At 62.7% G+C, this 23751-nt stretch carries 20 protein-coding genes, 1 tRNA gene and 1 pseudogene; 14 read left to right on the top strand and 8 right to left on the bottom strand.

The window, feature by feature from the left end; translation table 11 throughout:
- The 3 genes from C7G61_RS39105 (at position 1) to C7G61_RS39090 (ending at position 3774) form a co-directional block, all read left to right on the top strand.
- The gene (locus C7G61_RS39105) at positions 1-1173 is read left to right on the top strand and encodes an isovaleryl-CoA dehydrogenase (RefSeq protein ID WP_108522942.1); all 1173 of its coding nucleotides are present in this window, start codon (positions 1-3) and stop codon (positions 1171-1173) included.
- A gap of 146 nt (positions 1174-1319) precedes the next feature.
- A complete protein-coding gene (locus tag C7G61_RS39095; RefSeq protein ID WP_190242190.1) occupies positions 1320-2477 on the top strand; it encodes a DUF898 family protein in 1158 nt (385 codons plus the stop codon).
- A 148-nt stretch (positions 2478-2625) separates the two neighbouring features.
- Entirely contained in the window at positions 2626-3774 is a 1149-nt protein-coding gene (locus C7G61_RS39090; protein ID WP_108522940.1) for a M48 family metallopeptidase, read from the top strand.
- A gap of 11 nt (positions 3775-3785) precedes the next feature.
- On the opposite strand, the gene C7G61_RS39085 is transcribed toward C7G61_RS39090, so the two are convergent.
- From C7G61_RS39085 to C7G61_RS39075, 3 genes are all read right to left on the bottom strand, one after another.
- Positions 3786-4784, bottom strand: a complete 999-nt coding sequence (locus C7G61_RS39085; RefSeq protein WP_108522939.1) for a LysR family transcriptional regulator — start codon at positions 4782-4784, stop codon at positions 3786-3788.
- A gap of 299 nt (positions 4785-5083) precedes the next feature.
- On the bottom strand, positions 5084-5821 hold the full coding sequence (locus C7G61_RS39080; protein WP_244608689.1) for a DUF2927 domain-containing protein: 738 nt from the start codon (positions 5819-5821) through the stop codon (positions 5084-5086).
- A 160-nt stretch (positions 5822-5981) separates the two neighbouring features.
- On the bottom strand, positions 5982-6578 hold the full coding sequence (locus tag C7G61_RS39075) for a L,D-transpeptidase (RefSeq protein WP_108522937.1): 597 nt from the start codon (positions 6576-6578) through the stop codon (positions 5982-5984).
- Between the two features lie 226 nt (positions 6579-6804).
- Here C7G61_RS39075 and C7G61_RS39070 point away from each other — a divergent pair, with 226 nt between their 5' ends.
- The 6 genes from C7G61_RS39070 to C7G61_RS44215 all read left to right on the top strand — a co-directional run bounded on the left by C7G61_RS39070 (position 6805) and on the right by C7G61_RS44215 (position 11342).
- Entirely contained in the window at positions 6805-8352 is a 1548-nt protein-coding gene (locus C7G61_RS39070; RefSeq protein WP_108522936.1) for an acetolactate synthase large subunit, read from the top strand.
- Between the two features lie 185 nt (positions 8353-8537).
- Complete coding sequence (locus C7G61_RS39065) at positions 8538-9053, top strand: hypothetical protein (RefSeq protein ID WP_108522935.1); 516 nt, start codon at positions 8538-8540, stop codon at positions 9051-9053.
- A gap of 23 nt (positions 9054-9076) precedes the next feature.
- Positions 9077-10399, top strand: coding sequence for a M20/M25/M40 family metallo-hydrolase (locus C7G61_RS39060; RefSeq protein ID WP_108522934.1), 1323 nt, complete (start codon positions 9077-9079; stop codon positions 10397-10399).
- 144 nt (positions 10400-10543) lie between these two features.
- Positions 10544-10723, top strand: coding sequence for a hypothetical protein (locus C7G61_RS39055; RefSeq protein ID WP_108522933.1), 180 nt, complete (start codon positions 10544-10546; stop codon positions 10721-10723).
- A gap of 102 nt (positions 10724-10825) precedes the next feature.
- Positions 10826-10966 (top strand): hypothetical protein, encoded by a 141-nt coding sequence (locus tag C7G61_RS45215; protein WP_190242189.1) that lies wholly within the window; start codon positions 10826-10828, stop codon positions 10964-10966.
- Complete coding sequence (locus C7G61_RS44215) at positions 10956-11342, top strand: hypothetical protein (protein ID WP_145963772.1); 387 nt, start codon at positions 10956-10958, stop codon at positions 11340-11342. The genes C7G61_RS45215 and C7G61_RS44215 overlap by 11 nt, the downstream gene beginning before the upstream one ends.
- A 102-nt stretch (positions 11343-11444) precedes the next feature.
- Here C7G61_RS44215 and C7G61_RS39045 read toward each other — a convergent pair whose 3' ends face one another.
- On the bottom strand, positions 11445-12047 hold the full coding sequence (locus tag C7G61_RS39045; protein WP_108522931.1) for a TetR/AcrR family transcriptional regulator: 603 nt from the start codon (positions 12045-12047) through the stop codon (positions 11445-11447).
- A 199-nt stretch (positions 12048-12246) separates the two neighbouring features.
- Between C7G61_RS39045 and C7G61_RS39040 the strand changes: the two genes are divergently transcribed.
- Together C7G61_RS39040 and C7G61_RS39035 are read left to right on the top strand one after the other, a co-directional pair.
- Complete coding sequence (locus C7G61_RS39040; protein WP_108522930.1) at positions 12247-13494, top strand: efflux RND transporter periplasmic adaptor subunit; 1248 nt, start codon at positions 12247-12249, stop codon at positions 13492-13494.
- Positions 13495-13517: 23 nt separating this feature from the next.
- Positions 13518-16709, top strand: a complete 3192-nt coding sequence (locus C7G61_RS39035; protein ID WP_108522929.1) for an efflux RND transporter permease subunit — start codon at positions 13518-13520, stop codon at positions 16707-16709.
- 393 nt (positions 16710-17102) lie between these two features.
- On the opposite strand, the gene C7G61_RS39025 is transcribed toward C7G61_RS39035, so the two are convergent.
- The 3 genes from C7G61_RS39025 to C7G61_RS39015 form a co-directional block, all read right to left on the bottom strand.
- Positions 17103-17177 (bottom strand) — tRNA-Val (locus tag C7G61_RS39025).
- Between the two features lie 152 nt (positions 17178-17329).
- On the bottom strand, positions 17330-18610 hold the full coding sequence (locus tag C7G61_RS39020; RefSeq protein ID WP_108522928.1) for a coiled-coil domain-containing protein: 1281 nt from the start codon (positions 18608-18610) through the stop codon (positions 17330-17332).
- A gap of 130 nt (positions 18611-18740) precedes the next feature.
- Positions 18741-19391 carry a DUF1134 domain-containing protein gene (locus C7G61_RS39015; RefSeq protein ID WP_108522927.1) on the bottom strand — a complete coding sequence of 217 codons (651 nt, stop codon included), beginning with the start codon at positions 19389-19391 and terminating at the stop codon, positions 18741-18743.
- A 111-nt stretch (positions 19392-19502) separates the two neighbouring features.
- Here C7G61_RS39015 and C7G61_RS39010 point away from each other — a divergent pair.
- Positions 19503-20009, top strand: a pseudogene (locus tag C7G61_RS39010) (YHS domain-containing (seleno)protein).
- Positions 20010-20125: 116 nt separating this feature from the next.
- Here the strand turns inward: C7G61_RS39010 and cysQ are convergent.
- A complete protein-coding gene (gene cysQ / locus C7G61_RS39005) occupies positions 20126-20941 on the bottom strand; it encodes a 3'(2'),5'-bisphosphate nucleotidase CysQ (RefSeq protein WP_108522926.1) in 816 nt (271 codons plus the stop codon).
- Between the two features lie 150 nt (positions 20942-21091).
- Here cysQ and chpT point away from each other — a divergent pair, with 150 nt between their 5' ends.
- Together chpT and C7G61_RS38995 are read left to right on the top strand one after the other, a co-directional pair.
- Positions 21092-21739 (top strand): histidine phosphotransferase ChpT, encoded by a 648-nt coding sequence (gene chpT / locus C7G61_RS39000; protein WP_108522925.1) that lies wholly within the window; start codon positions 21092-21094, stop codon positions 21737-21739.
- Between the two features lie 194 nt (positions 21740-21933).
- Positions 21934-23751: chemotaxis protein CheA (locus tag C7G61_RS38995; RefSeq protein ID WP_145963771.1), on the top strand; the 1818-nt coding region annotated here is incomplete at its 3' end.

The following is a 23751-nucleotide window of genomic DNA, read 5'->3' as shown; positions in this document are numbered from 1 at the left end:
ATGATCCCCAACGCCCATCGGATGTTCAACTTCGATCTCGGCGAGACCGCGGATGCGATCCGCGAGACGGTACATGCGTTTTCGCAGAACGAAATCGCGCCGCGCGCCGCCGAAATCGACCGCAGCAACCAGTTTCCGCGCGACCTCTGGCCCAAAATAGGATCGCTCGGCCTGCATGGCATCACGGTCGAGGAGGAGTATGGCGGCACCGGCTTAGGTTATCTCGAGCACTGCATTGCGGTAGAAGAAATGTCGCGGGCATCAGCCGCGGTCGGCCTGTCGTATGGGGCGCATTCCAATCTCTGCGTCAACCAGATCCGCCGCAACGGCAGCGAGGCACAGAAGCGAAAATACCTGCCAAAACTGATCTCGGGCGAACACGTCGGCTCGCTGGCGATGTCGGAGCCCGGCGCCGGCTCTGACGTGGTGTCGATGAAGACCCGCGCCGACAAGAAGGGCGACCGCTTTGTGCTCAACGGCAACAAGATGTGGATCACCAACGGACCGGAGGCCGATACGCTGGTGGTCTACGCCAAGACCAATCCCGAGGCCGGCCCGCGCGGCATGACCGCCTTCATCATCGAAAAGGGCATGAAGGGATTTTCCACCGCGCAAAAGCTCGACAAGCTCGGCATGCGCGGCTCCGACACCTGCGAACTCGTGTTCGAGGATTGCGAGGTGCCGGAAGAGAACGTGCTCAGTGAAGTCGGCCGCGGCGTCAACGTGCTGATGTCCGGCCTCGACTATGAGCGCGCGGTGCTGGCGGCGGGGCCGATCGGCATCATGCAGGCCTGCATGGACGTGGTGCTGCCCTACGTGCATGAGCGCAAGCAGTTCGGCGAGCCGATCGGCAGCTTCCAGCTGGTGCAGGGCAAGATCGCCGACATGTACACCACCATGAACGCCTCGCGCGCCTATGTGTATGCAGTGGCAAAAGCCTGCGACCGTGGCGAGACCACGCGCGAGGACGCGGCCGGCGCGATTCTGTACGCGGCGGAAAAAGCCACCCAATGCGCGCTCGACGCCATCCAGCTGCTCGGCGGCAACGGCTACATCAACGACTACCCGACCGGGCGGCTGTTGCGCGACGCCAAACTCTATGAGATCGGCGCCGGCACCAGCGAAATCCGCCGTATGCTGATCGGGCGGGAATTGTTCGAGAAAACGGCGTAAAGCACCGGTTCTGGTTGAATCAGAACCGGAGCTCTCGATTCCTGATTATCCAATTCGTTCGAAAACGCTCCACGTGTGGGGCTTGGGTCACACAACGGCCGCTGAATTTGTGGTTTGATCCGCCACCGTCGCGTTGGAGTTGAACCATGAACGAGATGAGCTGGCCCCCGCAGGTGCCGCCACCGCCGCCGTTACCGGTACCGCCGCCGATGCCGGTGGCGTTTTCCGGCAAACGCGGCGAGTTCTTCGATCTGGCCAAGCGCGGTGCGGCGCTGGAGCTCGTCACTCTCGGCTTCTATCGGTTCTGGCTCCTCACCGACATCCGCCGCCATCTCTGGTCCAACACGCTGGTCGATGGCGATGCCGCCGAATATACCGGCCGCGGCAAGGAGCTGCTGATCGGATTCCTGGTCGCGCTCGCGATCCTGGTGCCGATCTATCTCGGTTATTTTCTCATCGGCCTCGAGGCCGAGCATTATCAGGCGTTCGCCAGCATTCCGCTGATCGCCTTCTTCTATCTGTTCGGGCAGTTTGCGATCTACCGCGCGCGGCGCTACCGCCTGACGCGGACGGTATGGCGCGGCGTGCGTTTCTGGATGACCGGCTCGGGCTGGCTCTATGCCTTGCAGGCCTCGCTGTGGGGCCTGCTGATGATCCTCACGCTCGGGCTGATCCAGCCATGGCGAGCAGCGGCGCTCGAACGCTACAAGATGCGCCATTCCCATTACGGCGACCTGCAGGGCAGTTTTGAGGGGCGCGGCTGGGAGTTCTTCAAGCGCGGCTGGTGGCTGTGGCTGCTCACCCCGATCGCACTCTATATCAGCCCGATCGCCCCGTTTGTTTACGCAGGCTACAAGGCCATCGAATGGCGCTGGTGGCTGTCCGGCATCCGGTTCGGCGGCGTGCGCGTGGAATCGTCGTTGCCGAAGAGCGCCTTGATCGGACTGTACTGGAAAATGATCGGCTGGATGGCCCTGCTGGGGCTTGTCTTCGCGGTCTATCTGGCCCTGTGCGCGGTGCTGGTCGCCAGCATGAGCGGCGAGGGATTGATGGAGTTTTTCAAGACGCCGGAATTGATGAGGAGCATTCCGCTGCTGGTGCTGGCGGGTCTGGGCTATCTGGTATTCGCGATGGCGCTCAATGTGGTGATGCGGGTCTATCTGACGCGTGATCTCTGGGTGACCGTGCTGGGTTCGGTCAATATCAGCGGTATCGAGGCTGCCGCCAACGTTGCGGCGCGGGGCGATCTGGCCAACGCGCTCGGCGAAGGATTTGCCGACGGTCTCGATGTCGGCGGATTCTAGAGCGGGATGACTTTTCTTCGAAAGGTCATCCCGCTCTACCTCTTTGATTTGAACATGATCTCCGCGCAAACGCGTTCCGCGTTTGTCGCGAGGGAAAACCGGTACCCACTTTTCCGGATCATGCTCTAACCGTAAGGCGTAGATGACCATGGATAGCGACGCGCCAGAGATTTCGAAACCACCGCCGGCCAATGCGGCGGCCTATTTCGACGGGACGTCGAGCCGGCGCCGCGCGGTTGCGCTGCATTTCTCCGACCGGCTCGAAATCAGCGAAGACGAACAGGTTTTGGCGGCATGGGACTATGCCGACATCCGCCGCGCCGACAGCCCCTCGGGCATGCTGCGCCTCGGCTGCCTGAGCGCGCCTGCGCTGGCGCGGCTGGAGGTTCGCGACAACGCGCTTGCGGCCGAGCTGGTCGCACGCTGCGCCAAACTGGATGAAAACACGCCCGGCCGCCGCGGCGTGGCCATCATTGTCGGCTGGTCGCTCGCGGCCGCGGCTTCGATCGTGGCCGTGGTGCTGTTCGGACTTCCGCTGATCGCCGATCGCCTCACGCCGCTGGTGCCCGAAGCGTTCGAACGGCGGCTCGGCGAGGTCGCCGACAGCCAGATCAAGACGATGTTCAATGCCAAGGTTTGCGACAATGCCGCCGGGCAGAAGGCTTTCGTCAAGCTCGTCACTTCAATTCGCGAATCCGCCGGCTTCGATACCTCGGTGCAGGCGGGCGTGCTGTCGAGCTCAATTCCCAATGCGTTCGCGCTGCCGGGCGGCAAGGTCTACCTGTTCGACGGATTGCTGGCGAAGGCCGACAACGCCGACGAAATCGCAGGCGTGCTGGCCCATGAACTCGGCCATCTCAAGCATCGCGACAGCATGCGCGGACTTATACGCGACGGCAGCACCTCGTTCCTGATCGGACTGCTGTTCGGCGACATCACCGGCTCCAGCGCGCTGATCTTCGGCTCGCGCACGCTGGTGACGTCGTCCCATTCGCGCGAGGCCGAGACCAATGCCGACGGTTTTGCCGTCGACGTCATGCACCGGCTGGGCCGGCCGGCGAAGCCGACCGGGGAATTGCTGCTTCGGGTCACCGGCAAGGAGAGCAAGGGCCTCTCCATCATCTCCACCCATCCCCTGAGCGAGGACCGGCTGGCGCGGATGGGCCGGCAAGACCGGCAGGCCAGCGGGCCGCCACTGCTGACATCAGAGGAATGGCGATCGCTGAAATCGATCTGCGATGGCAAATCTGACCCGGGCAAGTCTGACCCGGGCAAGTCTGCTCCAGCCAAAATCTGAACCGATCCGGGCTACCTTCGGGCGCTTTTCCGCGATCTTGCCGCGTCGATCGGCGCAGGCGCCGCGCCGCCCGGCTTCAGGTCCCATACCGCCTGCATGGCCGCGAAGGCCTGCGCGATCATCGGCTCGTGACGCCGCGACGTCAGGCAGGCAAAGCTGAGGTCGCAGGTCAGCGCCACCTTGTCGGCAATCACAAAATTCCGGTTGCGCGTGATGCGGTCGAGCACGCAGTCGCGGGCGAGGCTGAGGCCGTTGCCGGCTTCGACGAACTCGATCATGGCGTCTTCGTGTTCGGCGAAGGCGACGCGTTTCGGCAATGACCCCAGTGGCCGGAAGACGTCATCGATCAGCCTGCGATGCGCCGAGGCGTGCGGCGTCGTAATCCAGGGCAGGTCGATGAGGTCGGCCCAATCCTTTCCCAGCACCTTGTCGCTCCATTGGCGAGGAGCGATCACGCGGTAGTCGTAGCGCGTCAGTGCGGTGAGCCGGAACTTGCCATCGTCGATGGTGCGTTCGGGCAGTATCCCCGATGCTAGGCATTCGGCGGGCGTGGCATCGATATAGTATCCGACGTCGAGTTCCCCCTTGCCGATCTGCGTCAGCACGTCGTCGCTCAGGCCGTAGCGGAGGAAGACTTCGGTCTTCTTTGAGGAAGTGGCGAGGCTTCGCACGAACGGACCCAGCCGGATCGACTCCGGATCCAGGATCGTGCCGACGCGCAGCGTTGTCCGCAGCGATTCTCGCAACGAATCTGCCGCCGTCCTGAACTCCGCCGAGGCCGATACCGTCCGGTGCGCCAGCGGCAGCAAGGCGGCGCCCGCTTCGGTCAGGGTAAAGCCGCCCGGCGTACGGTTGAAAAGCAGCAAGCCGGTGCTTTCCTCCAGCCCCTTCAATTGCAGGCTGACGGCGGGCTGGGTCAGATGCAGCAAGGCGGCCGCGCGAGAAACCGTGCCCTCGCGGGCCACGGTGATGAAGCAGCGCAGCGCCTGGATGCGTGGCAGGTCGTTCATTTGAAAGACTTATAGGAAGCGCCCATAAATCCTATTAAACAGGATTTGCTCCCGTAAGTCACAATGTTTTGCAAATAAAACTTTGCGTTGTTGTTGGGAAAAGGTGGATAGCAGCGAGCTGCCGGACCTTCAGCTGTCACACAAGTGGCGCTCGCGGAGAGCGACGAAGGATGTCGCCAAGGCTGCCCGAGAGGAATTACCCGAATTCTCCGCCGTCATTGCGAGCCAACGGGTCGCAATGACGGGGAGAGAGCGGTGGATGGCCGGAGGCCGCAGCAGCCGTCGCGGCGGCCCGCCACTTACGGCAAGTTGTTGACCTTGCGCACCCAGGCACGCACGTCGGCCAGCACGTCCGGCAGCAGCGCCTTGACCTCCTGCACGGTCATGCCGGGCTTGATCCGGGGATCGTAGAGAAGGTTCAGGAGATACTGGTCGTAGACGTCGAAATAGCCCATCGACACATTGTCGTTGAACATCGTCCAGGGCACGCTCGATGTATCGTTGATCGGTCCCAGCGATTGCAGCAACTCCTCATAGGCGCAGTCGAAGAAGACGAAGTCGCCATTGTCGACGGTGAGGATCACGTCGGAATGCTCGATTTCGAACTTCTCGTTCTTGCGAAAGCCCGACAGGCATTGCGGGTCGAGCGAGGAGCGAATCTCTTTCGCGCGTTCGCTGCCGTAGAAGGTCGCGATGGTGCGGCCGAGATCGCGGTCGCGCACCAGCTTGACCTGCACATTGGCGTCTTCGAGGCTGCCGGCCATGGCGATGTCGAGGTGCTGAACGCGCGCTGCGATGTCGGCCACGATTTTCGCGAGCTGCGCCTTGCGGTCGGTCCGGGTGCCGTCGGCAAACACCCGCACCGGCCCGTCATATTTGCGGATGCGGTCGACGCGGCCGGCGAGATGATATTCGGCGCCGAACGCGGTCTTCAGAAAACCTTCGACGATCTCGTTGTCGGTGAAGGTCTTCTTCTCGGTGCGCTGGCGCTGCGCGATGGCGGGAATGTCCGCGAGAACCGTGCACGGCACCAGCATTTCGCCGAGCGCAACGGCGCCCAGGGCCGCCGCAAGCATCCATAGGTACGGGGATCGGCGAAGCGTGCGCATTCAAATGACGCTGCAGCAATCGGCGCGTGCGTGCAAGGGTTGAAAGCCTCGATCACGCGCCTGCGTGCATGGTCACGCCGGTTCCGGCCTAATTCCTGACGATGACCGGCGTGCCGATACGGACGCGGCTGTAGAGATCGGTCACGTCTTCATTGGTCATGCGGAAGCATCCGGACGATACCGCCTGTCCGATCGTCTCGGGCTCGTTGGAGCCGTGGATGCGGTAGAGCGTCGATCCCAGATACATTGCGCGCGCGCCGAGCGGATTGTCGATGCCGCCCGACATGTGGCGCGGCAGGTCGGGCCGCCGCCGCAGCATCTGGGCCGGCGGTGTCCAGCTCGGCCATTCCTTCTTCGCGGAAATGCGGTGGGTTCCACCCCAGCGGAAGCCGTCCCGGCCGACGCCGATGCCATAGCGAATCGCCTGGCCGTTACCGAGCACGAGATAGAGCCTGCGCTCGGCGGTGCTGATGTAAATCGTGCCGGGCGCGTAATCGCCGTTAAACATCACGGTGGTGCGCGGGATCGGGCTCGATCCGCTGGGCATGCCTGGCCGGAAGAAACCGGGGCCACCGCCCATGATGTCGCGTGAGTCGAAGTCTTGGAAGAAGCCTTGGGCCTGCGCCTGACTGGCTCCCGCCAGCATGGTGAGCGCCGCAAACAGCAAAGCAAAAGCCCTGATCATCTTTTTCTTCCTCGCGAAAAAATCTCAATATGCAGAGGACAGGCCATAATTGCGGCGATCGTGCAAGCAACGAGCCCGTGACCACAGCCATTTTCAAACACTGCGGTTAAAAAAGGCAACATGCCCCAGGCGATGGCTGCATTGTGCGGCTAAACCTTTGACGAAACGTGTGAAGAATGATTGATCGTGAGCGGCTCACGAAAACGTCGCGAAGGGGAACGAGACCATGAACGGTGCGGAAAGTCTGGTGCGGACACTGGTCGCGGGCGGCGTGGATGTCTGCTTTACCAATCCCGGCACCTCGGAGATGCATTTCGTCGCCGCACTGGACCGGGTCGAGGGGATGCGCTGCGTACTCGGCCTGTTCGAGGGCGTGGTGACGGGCGCCGCCGACGGCTATTACCGCATGAAGGGCACGCCGGCTTCGACCCTGCTGCATCTCGGGCCCGGCCTCGCCAACGGCCTGGCCAATCTGCACAACGCCAAGAAGGCCAACTCCGGCATCGTCAACATCGTCGGCCAGCACGCGACCTATCACATCGGCTACAACGCCCCGCTCACATCAGACATCGAAGGGCTGGCGCGGCCGATGTCGTCCTGGGTGCGGACCTCGCCGGATGCGAAATCCGTTTCCGCCGACGGCGCCGCCGCGATCGCTGCGGCCAAAAGCGCGCCGGCGCAGATCGCAACCCTGATCCTGCCCGCCGATACCGCCTGGAACGAGGCCGACGGCATTGCGCCGATGCCTGTGGAAAGCCAGCGCGCCAATTATTCCGCGCAGGCCGTGGACCATGCCGCGAAGGTGCTGCGCAACGGCGGCGCGTCGACGCTGCTGCTGATGACCGGCAGCGCGCTCACCGAGCACGGGCTGGCGCTGGCCGCCCAGATCGCGGGCAAGACCGGCTGCAAGGTGATGGGCCAGACCTACAATCCGCGCATGGCGCGCGGCAAGGGCCGGTTCGCGATCGACCGCATCCCTTACGTGATCGAGCAGGCGCTGCCGATCCTGAAGGATTTTAAGAACATCGTGCTGGTCGAGGCCAACGATCCCGTCGCGTTCTTCGCCTATCCGAACAAGCCGAGCATGCTCAAACCCCAGGGCTGCGAAGTGCATCGCATGACCTCGGGCGCCGAAAACTCGGTAGCTGCGCTGGAAGCGCTGGCGGGCGCGCTTCACGCGCAGCCAGCCGACCGGCAGCCGCAGAAACTGGTCGAACTCACCAAACCGACCGGCGCGCTGACGCATGCCTCGATCGCGCAGGCGATCGCGATGGCGATCCCGGAAAACGCTATCGTGGTCGACGAATCCGTCACCACCGGCCGCGGCTTCTTTCCGCCGACGGCGGCCGCCGCCCCGCACGACTGGCTGCAGAACATGGGCGGTTCGATCGGCTTCTCGACCCCGGTCGCGACCGGTGCTGCGGTCGCGTGTCCCGATCGTAAAGTCATCTGCATGGTCGGCGACGGCAGCGCGATGTACACGCTGCAATCGCTGTGGACGCAGGCGCGCGAAGGCCTCAACGTCGTCACGATTGTATTTGCCAATCGGATCTACCAGATATTGCGTGGTGAGTTCGACGGCGTCGGCGCCGGCGAGCCAGGCCAGCGGGCGCTCGACATGCTCAGGATCGACCGCCCGACCATCGACTTTGTTTCGCTCGCCAAGGGCATGGGCGTGCCGGGCCGCGCGGTCGACAATGTCGACGATTTCGTCAAGGCGCTGGCGGATGCCGTTGCCGAACCGGGACCGCGGCTGATCGAAGTGCAGATGTAAGGGAATCATTGTTCGACGTTTGAGCTAGCCGGAAATTCCGCTAACAATGAGATCGTCATTGCGAGCGTAGCGAAGCAATCCATAAAGCCAGGAAGCAAGTCTGGATTGCTTCGTCGCTAGCGCTCCCTTGCGCAAACGCTTCGCGTTTGTCGCAGGCAATGACGGCGGGACTTGTGGGAGGCGTCATGCAGACCGAACTGAACAAGGTCATCACCGCACTTCACGAGTTCTACGCGTGCGAAGCCTTTCTACTCGAAAAGGAGGCCGGCGAGCGCGCGCTGACGCACCGGCTGGCGGTGCAGTTCGAAAAGCAGTTTCCGGGCTGGGAGATCGATTGCGAATACGACCGGCTGGGCGAGCGCACGCTGCGGCTGCCGCACGGAACGATCGTCTCGACCGACGACCACCTCGCGAAATCCATCTATCCCGACATCGTGGTGCACCAGCGCGCCATTCCCAACAATCTGCTCGCGGTCGAGGTGCGGAAATCGGCCAATCATCAGCCGCTCGAGCATGACCAGCACAAGCTGCGGGCGCTGACCGATCCGCATCTGTGGTTCGCCTACTGGATCGGCGTGCTGCTGACGCTCGGCAAGACGCAGGTCACGACGTCGGAAGTCTATACCAGCGGCGTCTTCGACCAGGCCCTGTCCATCTGGTTCGCAGGCCGGCTGAAGGATGCGGGCTTAAGCGCAGGATGAATCCTGCAAACGGAGATTTTTTGATGACACTCACTCGATCGATCCTGGCCATCGCCTTTGCCGCCGTCGCGCAGCATGCGCTGGTGCACGAGGTTCGCGCGCAGGGAGCTTCCGCGCCCGACTTCGAGGTCATCCTCGCCCATCCCAAAATCGTCAAGACGCTCGACGACATCAAGGCCGACGACGAGCGGGCCTTTGCCGAGCAGAAGCGCATCACCGAAATTCCGGCGCCGCCGTTCAAGGAAAAAATCCGCGCCGAATATTATCAGAAGCGGATGCAGGAACTCGGCTTCAAGGACGCTTCGATCGACGCCGAAGGCAATGTGATCGCGCTGCGCAAGGGGACCGGCGGCGGCAGGCCGAAGCTCGTGGTGTCGGCGCATCTCGACACGGTGTTTCCCGAAGGCACCGACGTCACCGTGAAGGAAAAGGACGGTGCGATTGTAGCGCCAGGCATCGGCGACGATTCGCGCGGGCTTGCGACGATGCTGTCGCTGATCAAGGTGATGAACGAAAACCAGATCGCGACCGTCGGCGACATCATGTTCGTCGGCACGGTTGGCGAGGAAGAACTCGGCAATCTGCGCGGCGTGAAAGCGCTGTTCCGCGATCACACTGACATCGACGGCTTCATCTCGATCGACGGGCTCGGCATCACCCGCGTCGTCAACCAGGCGACCGGCAGCCATCGTTACGAATTTATCTTCAAGGGACCCGGCGGGCACTCGTTCCAGGAGTTCGGATTGCCGAGCGCGACGCACGCTATGGGAAGGGCGATTGCGAAAATCGGGGAATTGCAGCCGCCATCCGATCCCAAGACCACGTTCACCGTCGGCACCGTGAACGGCGGCACCTCGGTCAACGCCATCGCCGCCGAAGCGCGGATGGCCGTCGACATGCGCTCGAACTCGACCGACGAACTGCTCAAGCTCGAGGCGCGGCTGCTCGACCTCGTCAAGGAGGCAGTGACGGACGAAAACGCGCGCTGGAAATCGGACAAGATGACGGTGGAAGCCAGGCTGATCGGCGACCGGCCGGCGGGCATCGTGGCGATGGATTCGCCGATCGTGCAGGCGACCCAGCGCGCGGTTTCCGCCGTGACAAAAGGGCCGCGGCCGACCTTTGCCGGCTCTTCCACCGATTCCAACATCGCGATGTCGCTCGGCATTCCGGCCGTCACCATTGGCGGCGGCGGGGAGGGCGGCAACTGGCACTCGCGCAACGAATGGTACAAGCCGGTTAACGCCTGGTACGGCCCGCAGAACGCGCTCTTGACCGTCCTGATCCTGACCGGACTGGACGGGGTAACAAAACCGGTGCTTGACGTGCGGAAAGCCGCCAAATAGGGCCGAAAGGGCCCCAAAAGCCGCTTTTGCACCCTTAACCCGGCGTTAACCATGCCCCCGATTGGACAAATTGTCGGCCAATTGCGGACAAAGCGGTAACCGAACATCGTTCCCCAGTAGTTCTACGTGCGTAGGGGGTGTGGCATGGCGTACAGAATCGTGGCGGAACGCAAGGACGAGACCGTCAGGATGGAACGAAGCAGCATGCTGGTGGCGGTTGCCAAAGCGCGGGTCTGGGCCAGCGAGGGGTGGAAAGTCACCATCATTGTCGGCGACGAAAACGAAATTGCGCCTTCCGACGCACGTCGGCTTTCCTTCGCCTGATCGCACAAGAGCGCGTCGTCTCTTCGACGACCGCCAACATAGAGCGGAACCGGGAACCCGGACCGGCGTTATCCCTGCAGGCAGGCTTCGTGGAGCAATGCCATGCAGTGGCGGTCAGCAAGCACCGACCCCGACGCGATGCGCGGCACCGGCGACGACGACATCTCCTACGCAACCGGATGGACCATCAGCGGGCTAGCGACGCTCGGCACCATCGTCGCGATCTGGGTGTTTGGGATCTGACTTAATTTTTTTTCTGCGCGACCCGCTTGCCGCCGGTCACGACAGATCACTTTGCGAACAAGGTTCACCAGCTATTGGCGGTCTACTCACAAAGAAGCCGCGCTCGTTTCACAAGTTTGCGCTGAAATCGTCTTTTTGCGCTCATATCGATCTGCGATCAGGCGCGATGGCGATTGCGCGCCTTCGAGATTTTCCCGTGAACAATATTGATCCAGAAATTTCAGAGCTACTTGAGCTGCTCAATGCCCGCGAGCAGTTTGACGAGTTAGCCCAGCTGTTTGAGCACTCGTTGCGACCATGGGATCAATATTCGGAAGAAGAGCGAAAGTGGCTCATTGCCAAAGCGGCCTCAATGATGTCCCAGCGACCGTCCTGATTGGGCGCTGACGGATCATCATCGCTTGGCGTCAATGGAGCTCTGGCTAGCGCCAGAAACTGCCAGGGAACTCACGGCACGCGCGAGGTAATCGGCCTTCCTTCAGGAGTTGGTCGACTGCTGTTCAATCGCGTTGACGGACACGGTCGCCACTTGTCGCAACGCCTCGCGATCGGCGCCTGATGATGCCATCACGCCCATGCCTACGGACACTGCAGAAAGATAGCGCGCCAAGGCTACTGGATCGGCGGTTTCCTTGAGGTCACCCTCGCGCTTCGCTCGGATGAAACGCTCGCGTACCTGATCCTCGGTCAATGCGCGGCGCGCGGCGAGTTCGAAGGGGACATTCTCCGAGCCCGTCCCGCAAGCAAGACCTCCTTGCACCAGCAGACAACCGGGTGGGTTGGCAGGATCAGTTTGGGTGTCCGCGATGCCCATCAGCATCCTTTCCGCGACGTCGCGAGCGGACGGCGCCGCCAAGACCTCGTCCATCCAGGCGGCGCGTTTGGCCGAGTATCGGTCGAGGGCAGCTTTCAGCAACCCTTCCTTGTTGCCGAATGCGGCATAGAGGCTTGGAGGATTGATGCCCATGGCATCGGTGAGTTGCGCGATGGTCGCGCCTTCGTAGCCGTGCCGCCAAAACACTTCCATCGCTTGATCCAACGCAGATCCGGCGTCGAACTCGCGGGGACGTCCCATGGCCATTTCGTTACTCCCTCGAACCGGACGTGTGTCTGAATCCGCGTCCTGTGGTTCTATCTATTTGTTTTTATTCAGTTTATCTAAGCTTTCCACACTTCTCGGATTTAGGCTACAGTTTTCGTAGTGTCTGATACATAAGTATCTTGCGAAACCGCGTCCAGCTCCACATCTGTAGCGAACACTACAGTTATGGAGCGCGCAAATGCCCCCCTTTTCCGACACCCGCCGTCCAGGTCGATTCCGAAGCATCATCGTCGGCGTTGCGATCCTGGGCGCCGCTGTTGCTGCCGGCTCGACGCTGACCGGTCGCTACTTTCAAAATCCCGCCCAGGCGACCCAAAACGTTGCCGCGGCTGAACCCGCGGTTGCGGTCACGGTGGCAGTGGTCGAGCCGCGCCAGACCAGCCTGTGGGACGATTTCTCCGGGCGCCTGGAAGCTGTCAACCGGGTCGAGCTCCGCCCACGGGTTGCAGGTGCGATCCAATCGACCAATTTCACCGAGGGGGAACTGGTGAAGGCGGGCGATTTGCTGTTCAAGATCGATCCCGCGCCTTACGCGGCGGAGGTCGACAAGGCCCAGGCCCAGCTTGAAGCTGCCAAGGCGCGTGTGGTCTTCACCGCTGGCGAGCTCGAACGCGCCGCGCAGCTTGTCGGCAATAACGTCGTGACCCGGCGGGACTATGATCAGCGCGACAACGCAAATCGCGAAGCCATCGCCAATGTGAAGGCGGCCGAAGCGACGCTGCAAACCGCCAAGCTCAATCTTGGCTACACCGAAGTGCGCGCGCCCGTCGACGGACGGGTCGGCAAGATCGAGGTGACGGTCGGCAATCTCGTTGCGGCCGGGACCTCATCGCCGGTGTTGACATCGCTGGTTTCGGTCAATCCGATCTACGCCAGTTTCGATGCCGACGAAGACGTCGTGTTGCGCGCTATCGGTTCAATCGCCGATGCCGGCGGCAAGCGCGGCAAACTCGATCAAATTCCGGTAGAGATGTCGACGTCTTCGGGCGCCACCCTTAAGGGGCGCATCCAGCTGATCGACAACCAGGTCAACGGCCAGAGCGGCACCATCCGCGTTCGCGCCACCTTCGACAATGACGATGGCCGGCTGATCCCGGGCCAGTTCGCGCGGGTGCGGATGGGCCAGCCGAAGCAGCAGACGCTTGTCATGGTCGACGAGCGCGCGATCGGCACCGATCAGGACAAGAAATTCGTGATGGTCATAAGCTCGGACAATCGTGCGCTCTATCGCCCGATCACGCTCGGCGGCAGCGTCGAAGGGCTTCGCGTCGTCACCTCAGGCCTGAAATCGGGAGATCGCGTCGTGGTCAATGGCCTGCAACGGCTGCGTCCTGGCGCGCTCGTGAAAACGGAAGTGGCCGAGATGGGCGTGCGTGGTTCGCAGCGCGCCTCCACGGACGATAACCAGCACGTCGCGCAGCGCTAAACGCTTGCGCAGGGGCACAATTCATGAATTTCTCCAAATTCTTCATCGACCGGCCGATCTTCGCGGGCGTCTTGTCGGTATTGATTTTTCTTGCCGGCCTGATTTCGCTGATGGCGATGCCGATCTCGGAATATCCCGACGTCGTGCCGCCCTCGGTGGTGGTGCGTGCGACCTATCCCGGCGCCAATCCAAAAGTTATCGCCGAGACGGTTGCGACACCGATCGAGGAGCAGATCAACGGTGTCGAGGGCATGCTCTATATGGCAAGCCAGGCGACGACCGACGGTGCGATGACGCTGACGGTGACCTTCCGGCTCGGCACCGACCCGGACAAGGCCCAGCAACTGGTGCAAAACCGCGTGCAGCAGGCTGAGCCGCGGCTACCGGCCGTGGTCCGGCAGCTCGGCATCATCACCAAGAAGAGCTCGCCCGACCTGACTATGGTCGTGCATCTGCTGTCGCCGAACAACCGTTACGACATGACGTATTTGCGGAACTACGCCGTGCTCAACGTCAAGGACCGGCTGGCGCGCATCGATGGCGTCGGCGACGTCCAGCTTTACGGCGCCGGCGATTATTCGATGCGGGTCTGGGTCGACCCGCAAAAAGCTTCCGAGCACGGCCTGACTGCCAACGACATCGTCAAGGCGATCCAGGCGCAGAACGTCGAGGCGGCGGCCGGCGTGGTCGGCGGCTCGCCCAGCGTCAAGGGCCTTGATCTCCAGCTTTCTGTCAATGCCGAAGGCCGCCTCAACACCGAAGAGCAGTTCGGCGACATCGTCGTCAAGACGGGGGCGCGCGGCGAGGTGACGCGGTTGCGCGAAGTCGCGCGCATCGAACTCGGCGCATCGGAATATGGCCTGCGCTCGCTGCTTGACAACAAGCAGGCGGTGGCGATTCCGATCTTCCAGGCGCCGGGATCCAACGCGCTGCAGATATCGGACAACGTCCGCGCGACAATGGCCGAGATCAAGAAGAACATGCCGGAAGGCGTCGAATACCAGATCGTCTACGACCCGACCCAGTTCGTGCGCTCGTCGATCGAAGCGGTGATTCACACGCTGCTCGAGGCGGTCGCACTGGTCGTGCTTGTCGTGATCCTGTTCCTGCAAACCTGGCGGGCGTCGATCATCCCGCTATTGGCAGTGCCGGTGTCGATCGTCGGCACGTTTGCGGTCATGCACGTGTTCGGCTTCTCGATCAATGCGCTCAGTCTGTTCGGCCTGGTGCTCGCGATCGGCATCGTGGTCGACGACGCCATCGTCGTGGTCGAGAACGTTGAGCGCAACATCGAAGGCGGCCTGTCGCCGCGGGACGCGACGTATCAGGCCATGAAAGAAGTGTCGGGGCCGATCATCGCAATCGCAATGGTCTTGATCGCGGTATTCGTGCCGCTGGCTTTTATCAGTGGTCTGACCGGACAGTTCTACAAGCAATTCGCGCTGACGATTGCGATCTCGACCGTGATCTCTGCGGTCAATTCGCTGACCTTGTCTCCGGCGCTTGCGGCGCTGCTCTTGAAGGGGCACAACGATCCCAAAGACAAGCTCACCCTCGTCCTCGACAAGGCGCTCGGCTGGTTCTTCCGCGGCTTCAACAAGGTCTTCACGCGTTCGTCCGACAGCTACAGTCGCAGCGTGACAAAGGTGATCTTCGGCAAGTCCGTTGTCATCGGTGTCTATATTCTGCTGGTCGGCGCCACCGCTGTGCTGTTCAAACAGGTGCCGAGCGGCTTCGTACCCGGGCAGGACAAGCAATATCTGGTCGGCTTTGCGCGGCTGCCGGACGGCGCGACGCTGGACCGGACCGAGGAAGTGATCCGCAAGATGAGCGACATCGCGCTGACCCAGCCCGGCGTGCAAAGCTCGGTGGCGTTTCCGGGACTGTCGATCTCCGGCTTCACCAACTCCTCCAATGCGGGCATCGTATTCTCGACGCTGAAGCCGTTCGAGGAGCGCAAGGATCCCTCGCTCAGCGGTAATGCGATTGCTGCCGAGCTTAATAAGAAATACGCGGGAATTCAGGAGGCGTTCATCGCCATATTCCCGCCGCCGCCGGTCAACGGTCTCGGCACGATCGGTGGCTTCAAGCTCCAGATCGAGGACCGCGCGGGGCTCGGCTATGAGGCACTCAATGAGACGACCAAGGCCTTCATGGCGGCGCTGTCCAAAGCGCCCGAGATTGCCGGAGCGTTCTCAAGCTTCCAGGTCAACGTGCCGCAACTGTTCGCCGACATCGACCGCACCAAGGCGCTGCAGCTCGGCGTTCCCGTGACGGAAGTATTCAACACCCTGCAGATCTATCTGGGCTCGTTCTACGTCAACGACTTCAACAAGTTCGGCCGGACCTATTCGGTCTATGTCCAGGCCGACGCGCCGTTCCGCGCGCGGGCGGACGACATCCGCCAATTGAAGGTTCGCTCCGCGTCCGGCGACATGGTGCCATTATCGGCGCTCCTGAAGATTCGCCAAAGCGCAGGTCCTGAACGCGCCATCCGCTACAACGGCTTCTTGTCGTCGGACGTCAACGCTGCCGCAGCGCCTGGTTTTTCGTCCGGACAGGCCCAGGAAGCGGCCACGCGCATTGCGGCCGAAACGCTGCCGCCCGGATTCGCCTTCGAATGGACCGACCTGACCTACCAGGAGTTCATCGCGGGCAATTCCGGCCTGTGGGTATTTCCGCTGGCGATCCTGCTGGTGTTCCTGGTGCTGGCCGCGCTCTATGAAAGCCTCACGCTGCCGCTGTCGATCCTCATGATCGTGCCGATGGGTTTGCTGGCCGCGATGTTCGGCGTCTGGCTGTCCAAGGGCGACAATAACGTGTTTACCCAGATCGGCCTGATCGTGCTGGTAGGCCTGTCGGCCAAGAACGCGATTCTGATTGTCGAATTCGCGCGCGAGCTCGAATTTGCCGGCCGTTCGCCGATCCGCGCCGCAATCGAGGCCAGCCGCCTGCGGCTGCGTCCGATCCTGATGACTTCGATGGCGTTCATCATGGGCGTGCTGCCGCTGGTGCTGTCTACCGGTGCGGGCTCGGAGATGCGACGTGCCATGGGCGTCGCTGTGTTCTCGGGCATGATCGGCGTCACCATCTTCGGCCTGTTCTTGACGCCGGTGTTCTACGTGCTGCTGCGTACCCTTACGGGCATGAAGCCACTGACTCATCACGGCGCCGAAGCAAGCGGTGCACACGCCGAGGGATTGGGGCACGGGTAAGGACATTTCAGCTTCTTTTCTTTTGCTCAACTTCTGAGGCAACTTGCAAAGACTTCAAGTAGGGGTTCCTTCCCCAGCCGATAAAAATCTTCAGCGATCCAAGGCAAATGACGGGCCTCCGCAATCACAAGCTTGGTAAAGGCGACTGCTCGCGTTCCGCGATGAAGCGCGGGTGGAGCGAACTCTCCAGTTCTATTGGTCGTGTCGCATTTACGATGTTGCCGAAACGGATGTCGTCGTAATGGATCAGCCAAGTTTCTTAAGTGGCGTCGGGATCGCATCGGCGGTGAGCGATTTTTGGCGACCGTGCTGAAGTGCCCTCCATTGTGCCCCAGGTTGTTCGGGGCACACCCTGGGGAGTTGATCCATTACATCGTTGATTACAAAGGAGAATGGTGGACGCACAAGGGATCGAACCTTGGACCTCTCCCGTGTGAAGGGAACGCTCTCCCGCTGAGCTATGCGTCCGGGAACGGCGAAAACGAGGGCCGTCAGAGCCCGCGATTTACGAAGTGCGGGCCCTCAGTGTCAAGCGATAGTCAGGCCACGCCGTAGCGTTTTCAAGCGAAGTGGGCACCGGTTCGCGACAAGAAAACGCGTCAGAACAAAAATTCGGCGAATTACGCCCCCTGCTGGCGGGCCCGCGAAGCGTGGGACTGCAGCGCGCGGATGCGCTCTGCCAGCGTCCCGCCGCCTTCCGAGACGGCTGCGGCCCCGGTGACGTCGTTGGCGGGCTTGGCCGGGGTTTTTGGCACGGCCGGTTCCGCGGCCAGCATGGCCTCGATCGCCGAATTCGGGCCCTCGAGCTGCATGGCGAGTTTTGCGACCTCGGCGGCGATGTCGTTGATGCGCTCGCGCAGCAGCGCGTTTTCCATCCGCTCGGTCTGCCACGAGCTTTCGGCCTGCTGCTGGATGGCGTTGATGTCACGCTGCAGTTTGGCGCGCTCGTCGCGGGCGATACGAAGCTGCTCCTCGACGGCGGCCTTCTCGCTGCGCAATTTCTCGACGACCGGCGACTTGCCGCCGTTCGTCGCCGCGATCTCCGCGCGCAGTTCGCGTGCCGCGCGTTCGGCGTTTTCGTTCATCTGCCTGAGCTGATTGTTTTCGTATTCCCGTTCGGCCAGGATCTTGCCTTGCGTCGCCAGCCGCGCTTCGAGGTCGTTGACGCGGTTGCCGAGCATCTCGGCTTCCTTGACCTGCACGATCAATTGCCGGTCGAGGTCGGTGACGCGCTGGCTCAAATTTTCGACGCGGCTGCGCGCTTCGCTCAGTTCGTGCGTCGCGCGCTCGGAGTCGACGCGCTCCTGGGCGAGGCGGGCCTGCGTCGTCGAAAATTCCTTTTCGGCGTCGCCGACGCGGCCCTTCAGTTGCTCGATCTGCGTGCGCACCGCGACCAGCTCGACCTGGCGGCTGTCCGCCGTCATCGCACGATCATTCAATTCGTGATTGATCCTGGCGAGCTCGGCCTGCTTGTCGGTCAGCGCCTGTTCGGCGCTGCGCAAGAGTTCGGTCTTGGCCGCGAATTCCTCTTCGGTGGCGCGCAACTGCTCCTTCACCGCCTTCTCGCGCGCTTCGAGCGAAAAGATCGTGGCGTTCTTTTCGCCGAGCTCGATCTTCATGCGGTTGATCGCGTCGCTCTTCTTGCCGAGTTCGGCGAGCTGGCTCGTGGTCTTGTTCTTGAGCTGCTCGACGTTCATTTCGAGCCGTCGCGCCGACATCGCGAATTCCGCGCGCAGCTGGTCCTTGTCGGCCTGGATCTCGGCCATCGACAGCGGGGTTGCCGCCTCGAGCCGCCGCGTCGTCAGCCGCACCGCACGGTTATGCACCAGCGGCACGATCATCAGACCGAACAGCATGGAGACCAGAAAACCGATCGCCAGATACATGATCGGCTCGATCATGGATGGTCACTCCACACAGACAAGGATTCGTTAATCACAATGCCACGCCCGGCCGGCTAAAGGCCAGCCCATTGCCGCGTTAACCTGAATCGGCAGAACGAGACGCGTGTGGATATCCCGACGAACGGGCTCAGAACGGGTTCCAGGTCGCGCGCGGGGTATATTTGAGATAGCCGACATTGGCGCCAAGCCGCAGTCCGATGCCGGAGCGGATCGGCACCAGCACGATGTTGTTGGCGGTGAGCGCGGTCATGCCGAAGCCGCCGACGATATAGGCGGAGCCGTCGATGCCGACGAAGCGCTGATAGATCGCGTTGGTGGCGGGCAGGTTGTAGACCAGCGTCATGGTGCGCGCGCCGTCGCCGCCCCAGTCGAAGCCGACCGACGGCCCCTGCCAGTAGACCCGCAGATCGCCGGCGTTCTTGGTGTAGAGCGTGCCTTCGCCATACCGCAGGCCTGCCACAAAAGCGCCCGAGCCTTCCTCGCCGAGCACATAGCCGTTGGGAAGGCCCCATTGGCTGACCGCGCGCTCGATGACCGAGGCAAGCCCGCGCGAGACGTTGCCGAAGAACTTGTGCCCGGCCGAAACCAGTTCGTCGGGTCCAAAGGTCTCGGGCCCCGCCTGGCGTTGCGGCGGCGGATAGGCTCCCGGCGGCGGCTGCGGATAGGGTGCCTGCTGCTGCGGATATGGTGCCTGCTGCGGCTGTTGTGCGGAAGCCTGTACGGTCCAGCACATCAGCGCGGCGAACGTCACCGCGGCAAGGCGTGAAGCAAACGTCATGAAAGAACCCCTGGCATCGAAATTCTGGCCGCCGCCTTAACCTGACGCCAACAGCATGGCTCTAGGTTGCGCCCAGTGTCCCCTCGACTCGCAATGTTATCGGCACCAACTATGACGGCACAACGGCAGGAAAGATACGGTTCACGCCTCGGAATAGCCCTTTTTGCCTTATTGGCAGGCTTTTTTGCTGCGCTCAGCCTTGATTTCGCCGCGTGGGCCGCGACCACCGAGCGGGTGGTCGTAAACCGCTATTCCGGACTCGCCATCGAGGGCTTCGATCCCGTCGCCTATTTCACCGAATCCATGGCAGCCCAGGGCTTGCCCGCCTTCGAGGCCCGCGAAGCCGGCGCCGTCTGACGTTTCCGCAACGAGGGCAATCGCGCTTCTTTCGTGGCGCATCCGGAAATCTACGGGCCCCAGTTCGGCGGCTATGACCCGGTCGATCTGGGGCGAGGGGTCACCTATGCGGGTAACCCGCGCTTCTGGGTGGTCGCGGGCCAGCGGCTCTATCTGTTCGGCCGCGAGGAAAACCGCGATGCGTTCGCCGCCGAGCCGGCACGCTTCCTGAAAGACGCCACCGCGCGCTGGCCGGCGCTGGAGCGTGGGCTCGCGCAGTAGCGAGCTGTAGCCCGGGCGAGCGCAGCGACCCCGGGAGCGGTGGTAACAAAACCCAACGGATATTCGATTTGGCTGGCACCGCCCCGGGGTCGCTGCGCTCGCCCGGGCTACAGCACTCAAACCGCCTTCGGATCGCCCCAGGCGATGAATTCCGGAACGATGAAGTCCTTTCGCGCCGTGCCGAATACCAGTGCCGCACCGTTTGAATCCGTTATCCTGCCGCCGGCCGCCGTAACGACCGCATGGCCCGCCGCCACGTCCCATTCCGAAGTCGGCGACAGCCGCGGATAGATATCGACGCAGCCTTCGGCGACCCGGCCGAATTTTACCGCCGAGCCGAGCTCGCACCGTACTGCACCCGGCCTTGCCGCAATGAAGGCTTCGGTCCTGGCATCGCCATGCGAGCGGCTGACCGCGACCGTCCACGGCTGGCCGCGCGGCGGGTGGACGCGGGTGCGAACCGGCTCGATCAGCGGTTTGCCCTTGCCAAGCGTCAGCCGTTCCGCGCCGCGACCGACAATGCCGCGCCAGATCAGGCCGAGCGCGGGCGCGCTGACGATGCCGAGTAGCGGCGTCCCGTAGCTCACCAGCGCCAGATTGACGGTGAATTCGTTGCGGCCGGCGACGAACTCCTTGGTGCCGTCCAGCGGGTCGATCAGGAAGAAACTTTCCTGATAGGGCAGGGTGGCCTGCTCGGCGCGCTCTTCCGACAGCGACGGTATGTCGGGCGCCACCTGGGCAAGGCCTTCGGCGATGATTCGGTCGGCCGCCAGATCGGCCTCCGTTACCGGCGAGCCGTCGGTCTTGCCGTCGACCTTCATGGCGGAACGGTTGACGGCGAGGATGGCCGCACCCGCCCGGATCACGATGTCGGTCAGCGGTTCGATCAGCGCCGCGGCGGTATCGCGGTCGTGTGGACGTGCCTCATTCATGGCTTAAGCCTATTTGCTGTTCGTCCTGCCTTACCATTGCCGCCCCGTGCTGGCAGCACGGGCCTGCGCAGTGTATCAAACCGATAAGCACGCGTGATTCGTAACTGCCCGCCAGCAATTTGCGACCAGGCGGCTTTCCAGGAACCCATGATGTCTGGCACTTCGTCTCCCGGTCCTGCTCCCGATGCCCTCGAACTTGCGGCGCTGTTGTGTTCGCGAGTCTGTCACGATCTCATCAGCCCGGTTGGCGCCATCGTCAATGGGCTTGAGGTGCTGGACGACAACCCGAAGCCCGAAGACCGCGATTTCGCGCTCGATCTGATCCGCAAGAGCGCCAAGACCGCCTCCGCACGATTGCAGTTCTGCCGCCTGGCGTTTGGAGCGGCGGGATCGGCGGGCGCGCAGATCGATCTCGGCGATGCGCAGACCATGGCGCGCGGCCACATCGAGGATGGCAAGATCACCATCACCTGGAATCTGCCGCGGCTGTTGCTGCCGAAGAACCGCGTCAAGCTGCTGTTGAACATGCTGATCATTGCGCAGCAGACGATCCCGCGCGGCGGTACGTTGACGATCGATCCGATCGGCGACGGCGAGACGATGAGTTTTCGCGTGACCTCGGCCGGCCTGAACGCCCGCCTGCCGCAGAACATCGCCGATCTCTTGAGCGTGAATTCGACGGCTTCCGTCGATGCGCATGCGGTGCAGCCTTACTATACGCGGCTGCTGGCGCAGGCCTGCGGGCTCAGCGTGACGCTTGCGCCCGACGGGGAAAAGGTGGTCGTCACCGCGGCCTGAAGCGCGGCCTACGCGCAAACATGGTTAACCAAGTGTTGAAAACAGGCGGCAGAATTCATTTCTGCCGCCTTATCTCTTTGTTGATCCCGTTCTTTTCCATTTGAGCAACCAATATTAAACGCTTTGCATAGAAGCTGGCCTCGTTCCGTAAGGCACGTCGATGTCGCGTGCCGGTGCGTACGAAGGCCAGTTTCATGGATGACTTGTTGCGGGAGTTTTTGACCGAGACCAGCGAGAGCCTGGATACGGTCGATAATCAGTTGGTGCGGTTCGAGCAGGACCCGAGCGACGCGAAGATCCTCGATAACATCTTCCGCCTTGTCCACACCATCAAGGGCACCTGCGGCTTCCTGGGGCTGCCGCGGCTGGAAGCGCTGGCCCATGCCGGCGAGACGCTGATGGGCAAATTCCGCGACGGCATGCCGGTCAGGGCCGAAGCCGTGACGCTGATCCTGTCCTCGATCGACCGCATCAAGGAAATCCTCGCCGGCCTCGAGGCCACCGAGACCGAACCCGAAGGCACCGACGAAGACCTGATCGAGAAGCTGCATGCGATGGCCGAAGGCGCCAAGCATGCGGCGGCCGAAGCGCCCGCTCAACCCGCACCTGTCCCCGTGGTCGCCGCACCGCCGGTGCAGCCCGCGATGACGGCGGGCACGCTGGTGGACCAGGTGCTGGAGCGCCCCTTGCGTCCCGGCGAGGTCTCGCTCGACGACCTCGAACGCGCCTTCCGCGAGACCGAAATCGAAGCTGCGCCCGCGCCCAAACCCGCGCCGGCCGCCGTCGCCAAGCCGGCCGCACCGGCGCCCACCGCCGCCAAGCCGGAAGCCAAGGAAATCGCCAAGGAAACCGCCAAGGAAGCCGCGAAGGCAAAGCCGGCCAAGCGCGCCGCTGTCGCCGACACCGACGTCCAGGAAGCCGACAAGATCGCCAACCAGTCGATCCGCGTCAACGTCGACACGCTCGAACATCTGATGACCATGGTCTCCGAGCTGGTGTTGACCCGCAACCAGCTTTTGGAAATCTCCCGCCGCAACGAGGACACCGAGTTCAAGGTGCCGCTGCAGCGTTTGTCGAACGTCACCGCCGAGCTGCAGGAAGGCGTCATGAAGACGCGGATGCAGCCGATCGGCAATGCCTGGCAGAAGCTGCCGCGCATCGTCCGCGACCTCTCCGGCGAACTCGGCAAGCAAATTGAACTGGAAATGCACGGCGCCGACACTGAACTCGACCGCCAGGTGCTCGACCTGATCAAGGATCCGTTGACGCACATGGTGCGCAACTCCGCCGACCACGGCCTGGAGACCCCGGCCGAGCGGCTCGCCAGCGGCAAGGGCGAGCAGGGCACCATCCGGCTCTCCGCCTATCACGAGGGCGGCCACATCATCATCTGCATCGCCGATAATGGCCGCGGGCTGAACACCGAGCGGATCAAGGCCAAGGCGCTGCAGAACGGTCTCGTCAGCGAGACCGAGCTGGAGAAGATGACGGAAGCCCAGATCCACAAGTTCATCTTTGCGCCGGGCTTCTCAACGGCCGCCGCCGTCACCTCGGTCTCCGGCCGCGGCGTCGGCATGGACGTGGTGCGCACCAATATCGACCAGATCGGCGGCACCATCGACATCAAGTCGGTGGCCGGCGAGGGCTCCAGCGTCACCATCAAGATCCCGCTGACCTTGGCCATCGTCTCGGCCCTGATCGTGGAAGCCGCCGGCGACCGCTTTGCGATCCCGCAATTGTCCGTGGTCGAACTGGTGCGGGCGCGCGCCAACTCCGAACACCGCATCGAGCGCATCAAGGACACCGCGGTCTTAAGGTTGCGCAACAAGCTGTTGCCGCTGATGCACCTGAAGAAGCTGCTCAAGATCGACGACGGCTCGTCAAGCGACCCCGAGAACGGCTTCATCGTGGTGACGCAGGTCGGCAGCCAGACCTTTGGCATCGTGGTCGACGGCGTGTTCCACACCGAAGAAATCGTGGTCAAGCCGATGTCCACCAAGCTGCGGCACATC

Origin of the sequence: Bradyrhizobium algeriense (genome assembly GCF_003062295.1) — a bacterium.
GTDB classification, from domain to species: domain Bacteria; phylum Pseudomonadota; class Alphaproteobacteria; order Rhizobiales; family Xanthobacteraceae; genus Bradyrhizobium; species Bradyrhizobium algeriense.
This window is presented reverse-complemented; position numbering and strand designations above follow the sequence as displayed.

Coding starts and splice junctions, on each gene's coding strand:
- C7G61_RS39035 (WP_108522929.1), top strand. CDS start 13,518: ATGAATTTCTCCAAATTCTTCATCGACCGGCCGATCTTCGCGGGCGTC.
- C7G61_RS39080 (WP_244608689.1), bottom strand. CDS start 5,821: ATGCTGGTGCCGTGCACGGTTCTCGCGGACATTCCCGCCATCGCGCAG.
- C7G61_RS39075 (WP_108522937.1), bottom strand. CDS start 6,578: ATGATCAGGGCTTTTGCTTTGCTGTTTGCGGCGCTCACCATGCTGGCG.
- C7G61_RS39045 (WP_108522931.1), bottom strand. CDS start 12,047: ATGGCCATGGGACGTCCCCGCGAGTTCGACGCCGGATCTGCGTTGGAT.
- C7G61_RS39085 (WP_108522939.1), bottom strand. CDS start 4,784: ATGAACGACCTGCCACGCATCCAGGCGCTGCGCTGCTTCATCACCGTG.
- C7G61_RS39090 (WP_108522940.1), top strand. CDS start 2,626: ATGGATAGCGACGCGCCAGAGATTTCGAAACCACCGCCGGCCAATGCG.
- cysQ (WP_108522926.1), bottom strand. CDS start 20,941: ATGAATGAGGCACGTCCACACGACCGCGATACCGCCGCGGCGCTGATC.
- C7G61_RS39020 (WP_108522928.1), bottom strand. CDS start 18,610: ATGATCGAGCCGATCATGTATCTGGCGATCGGTTTTCTGGTCTCCATG.
- C7G61_RS45215 (WP_190242189.1), top strand. CDS start 10,826: ATGCAGTGGCGGTCAGCAAGCACCGACCCCGACGCGATGCGCGGCACC.
- chpT (WP_108522925.1), top strand. CDS start 21,092: ATGTCTGGCACTTCGTCTCCCGGTCCTGCTCCCGATGCCCTCGAACTT.
- C7G61_RS39065 (WP_108522935.1), top strand. CDS start 8,538: ATGCAGACCGAACTGAACAAGGTCATCACCGCACTTCACGAGTTCTAC.
- C7G61_RS39055 (WP_108522933.1), top strand. CDS start 10,544: ATGGCGTACAGAATCGTGGCGGAACGCAAGGACGAGACCGTCAGGATG.
- C7G61_RS39095 (WP_190242190.1), top strand. CDS start 1,320: ATGAACGAGATGAGCTGGCCCCCGCAGGTGCCGCCACCGCCGCCGTTA.
- C7G61_RS39015 (WP_108522927.1), bottom strand. CDS start 19,391: ATGACGTTTGCTTCACGCCTTGCCGCGGTGACGTTCGCCGCGCTGATG.
- C7G61_RS39105 (WP_108522942.1), top strand. CDS start 1: ATGATCCCCAACGCCCATCGGATGTTCAACTTCGATCTCGGCGAGACC.
- C7G61_RS39070 (WP_108522936.1), top strand. CDS start 6,805: ATGAACGGTGCGGAAAGTCTGGTGCGGACACTGGTCGCGGGCGGCGTG.
- C7G61_RS39040 (WP_108522930.1), top strand. CDS start 12,247: ATGCCCCCCTTTTCCGACACCCGCCGTCCAGGTCGATTCCGAAGCATC.
- C7G61_RS39060 (WP_108522934.1), top strand. CDS start 9,077: ATGACACTCACTCGATCGATCCTGGCCATCGCCTTTGCCGCCGTCGCG.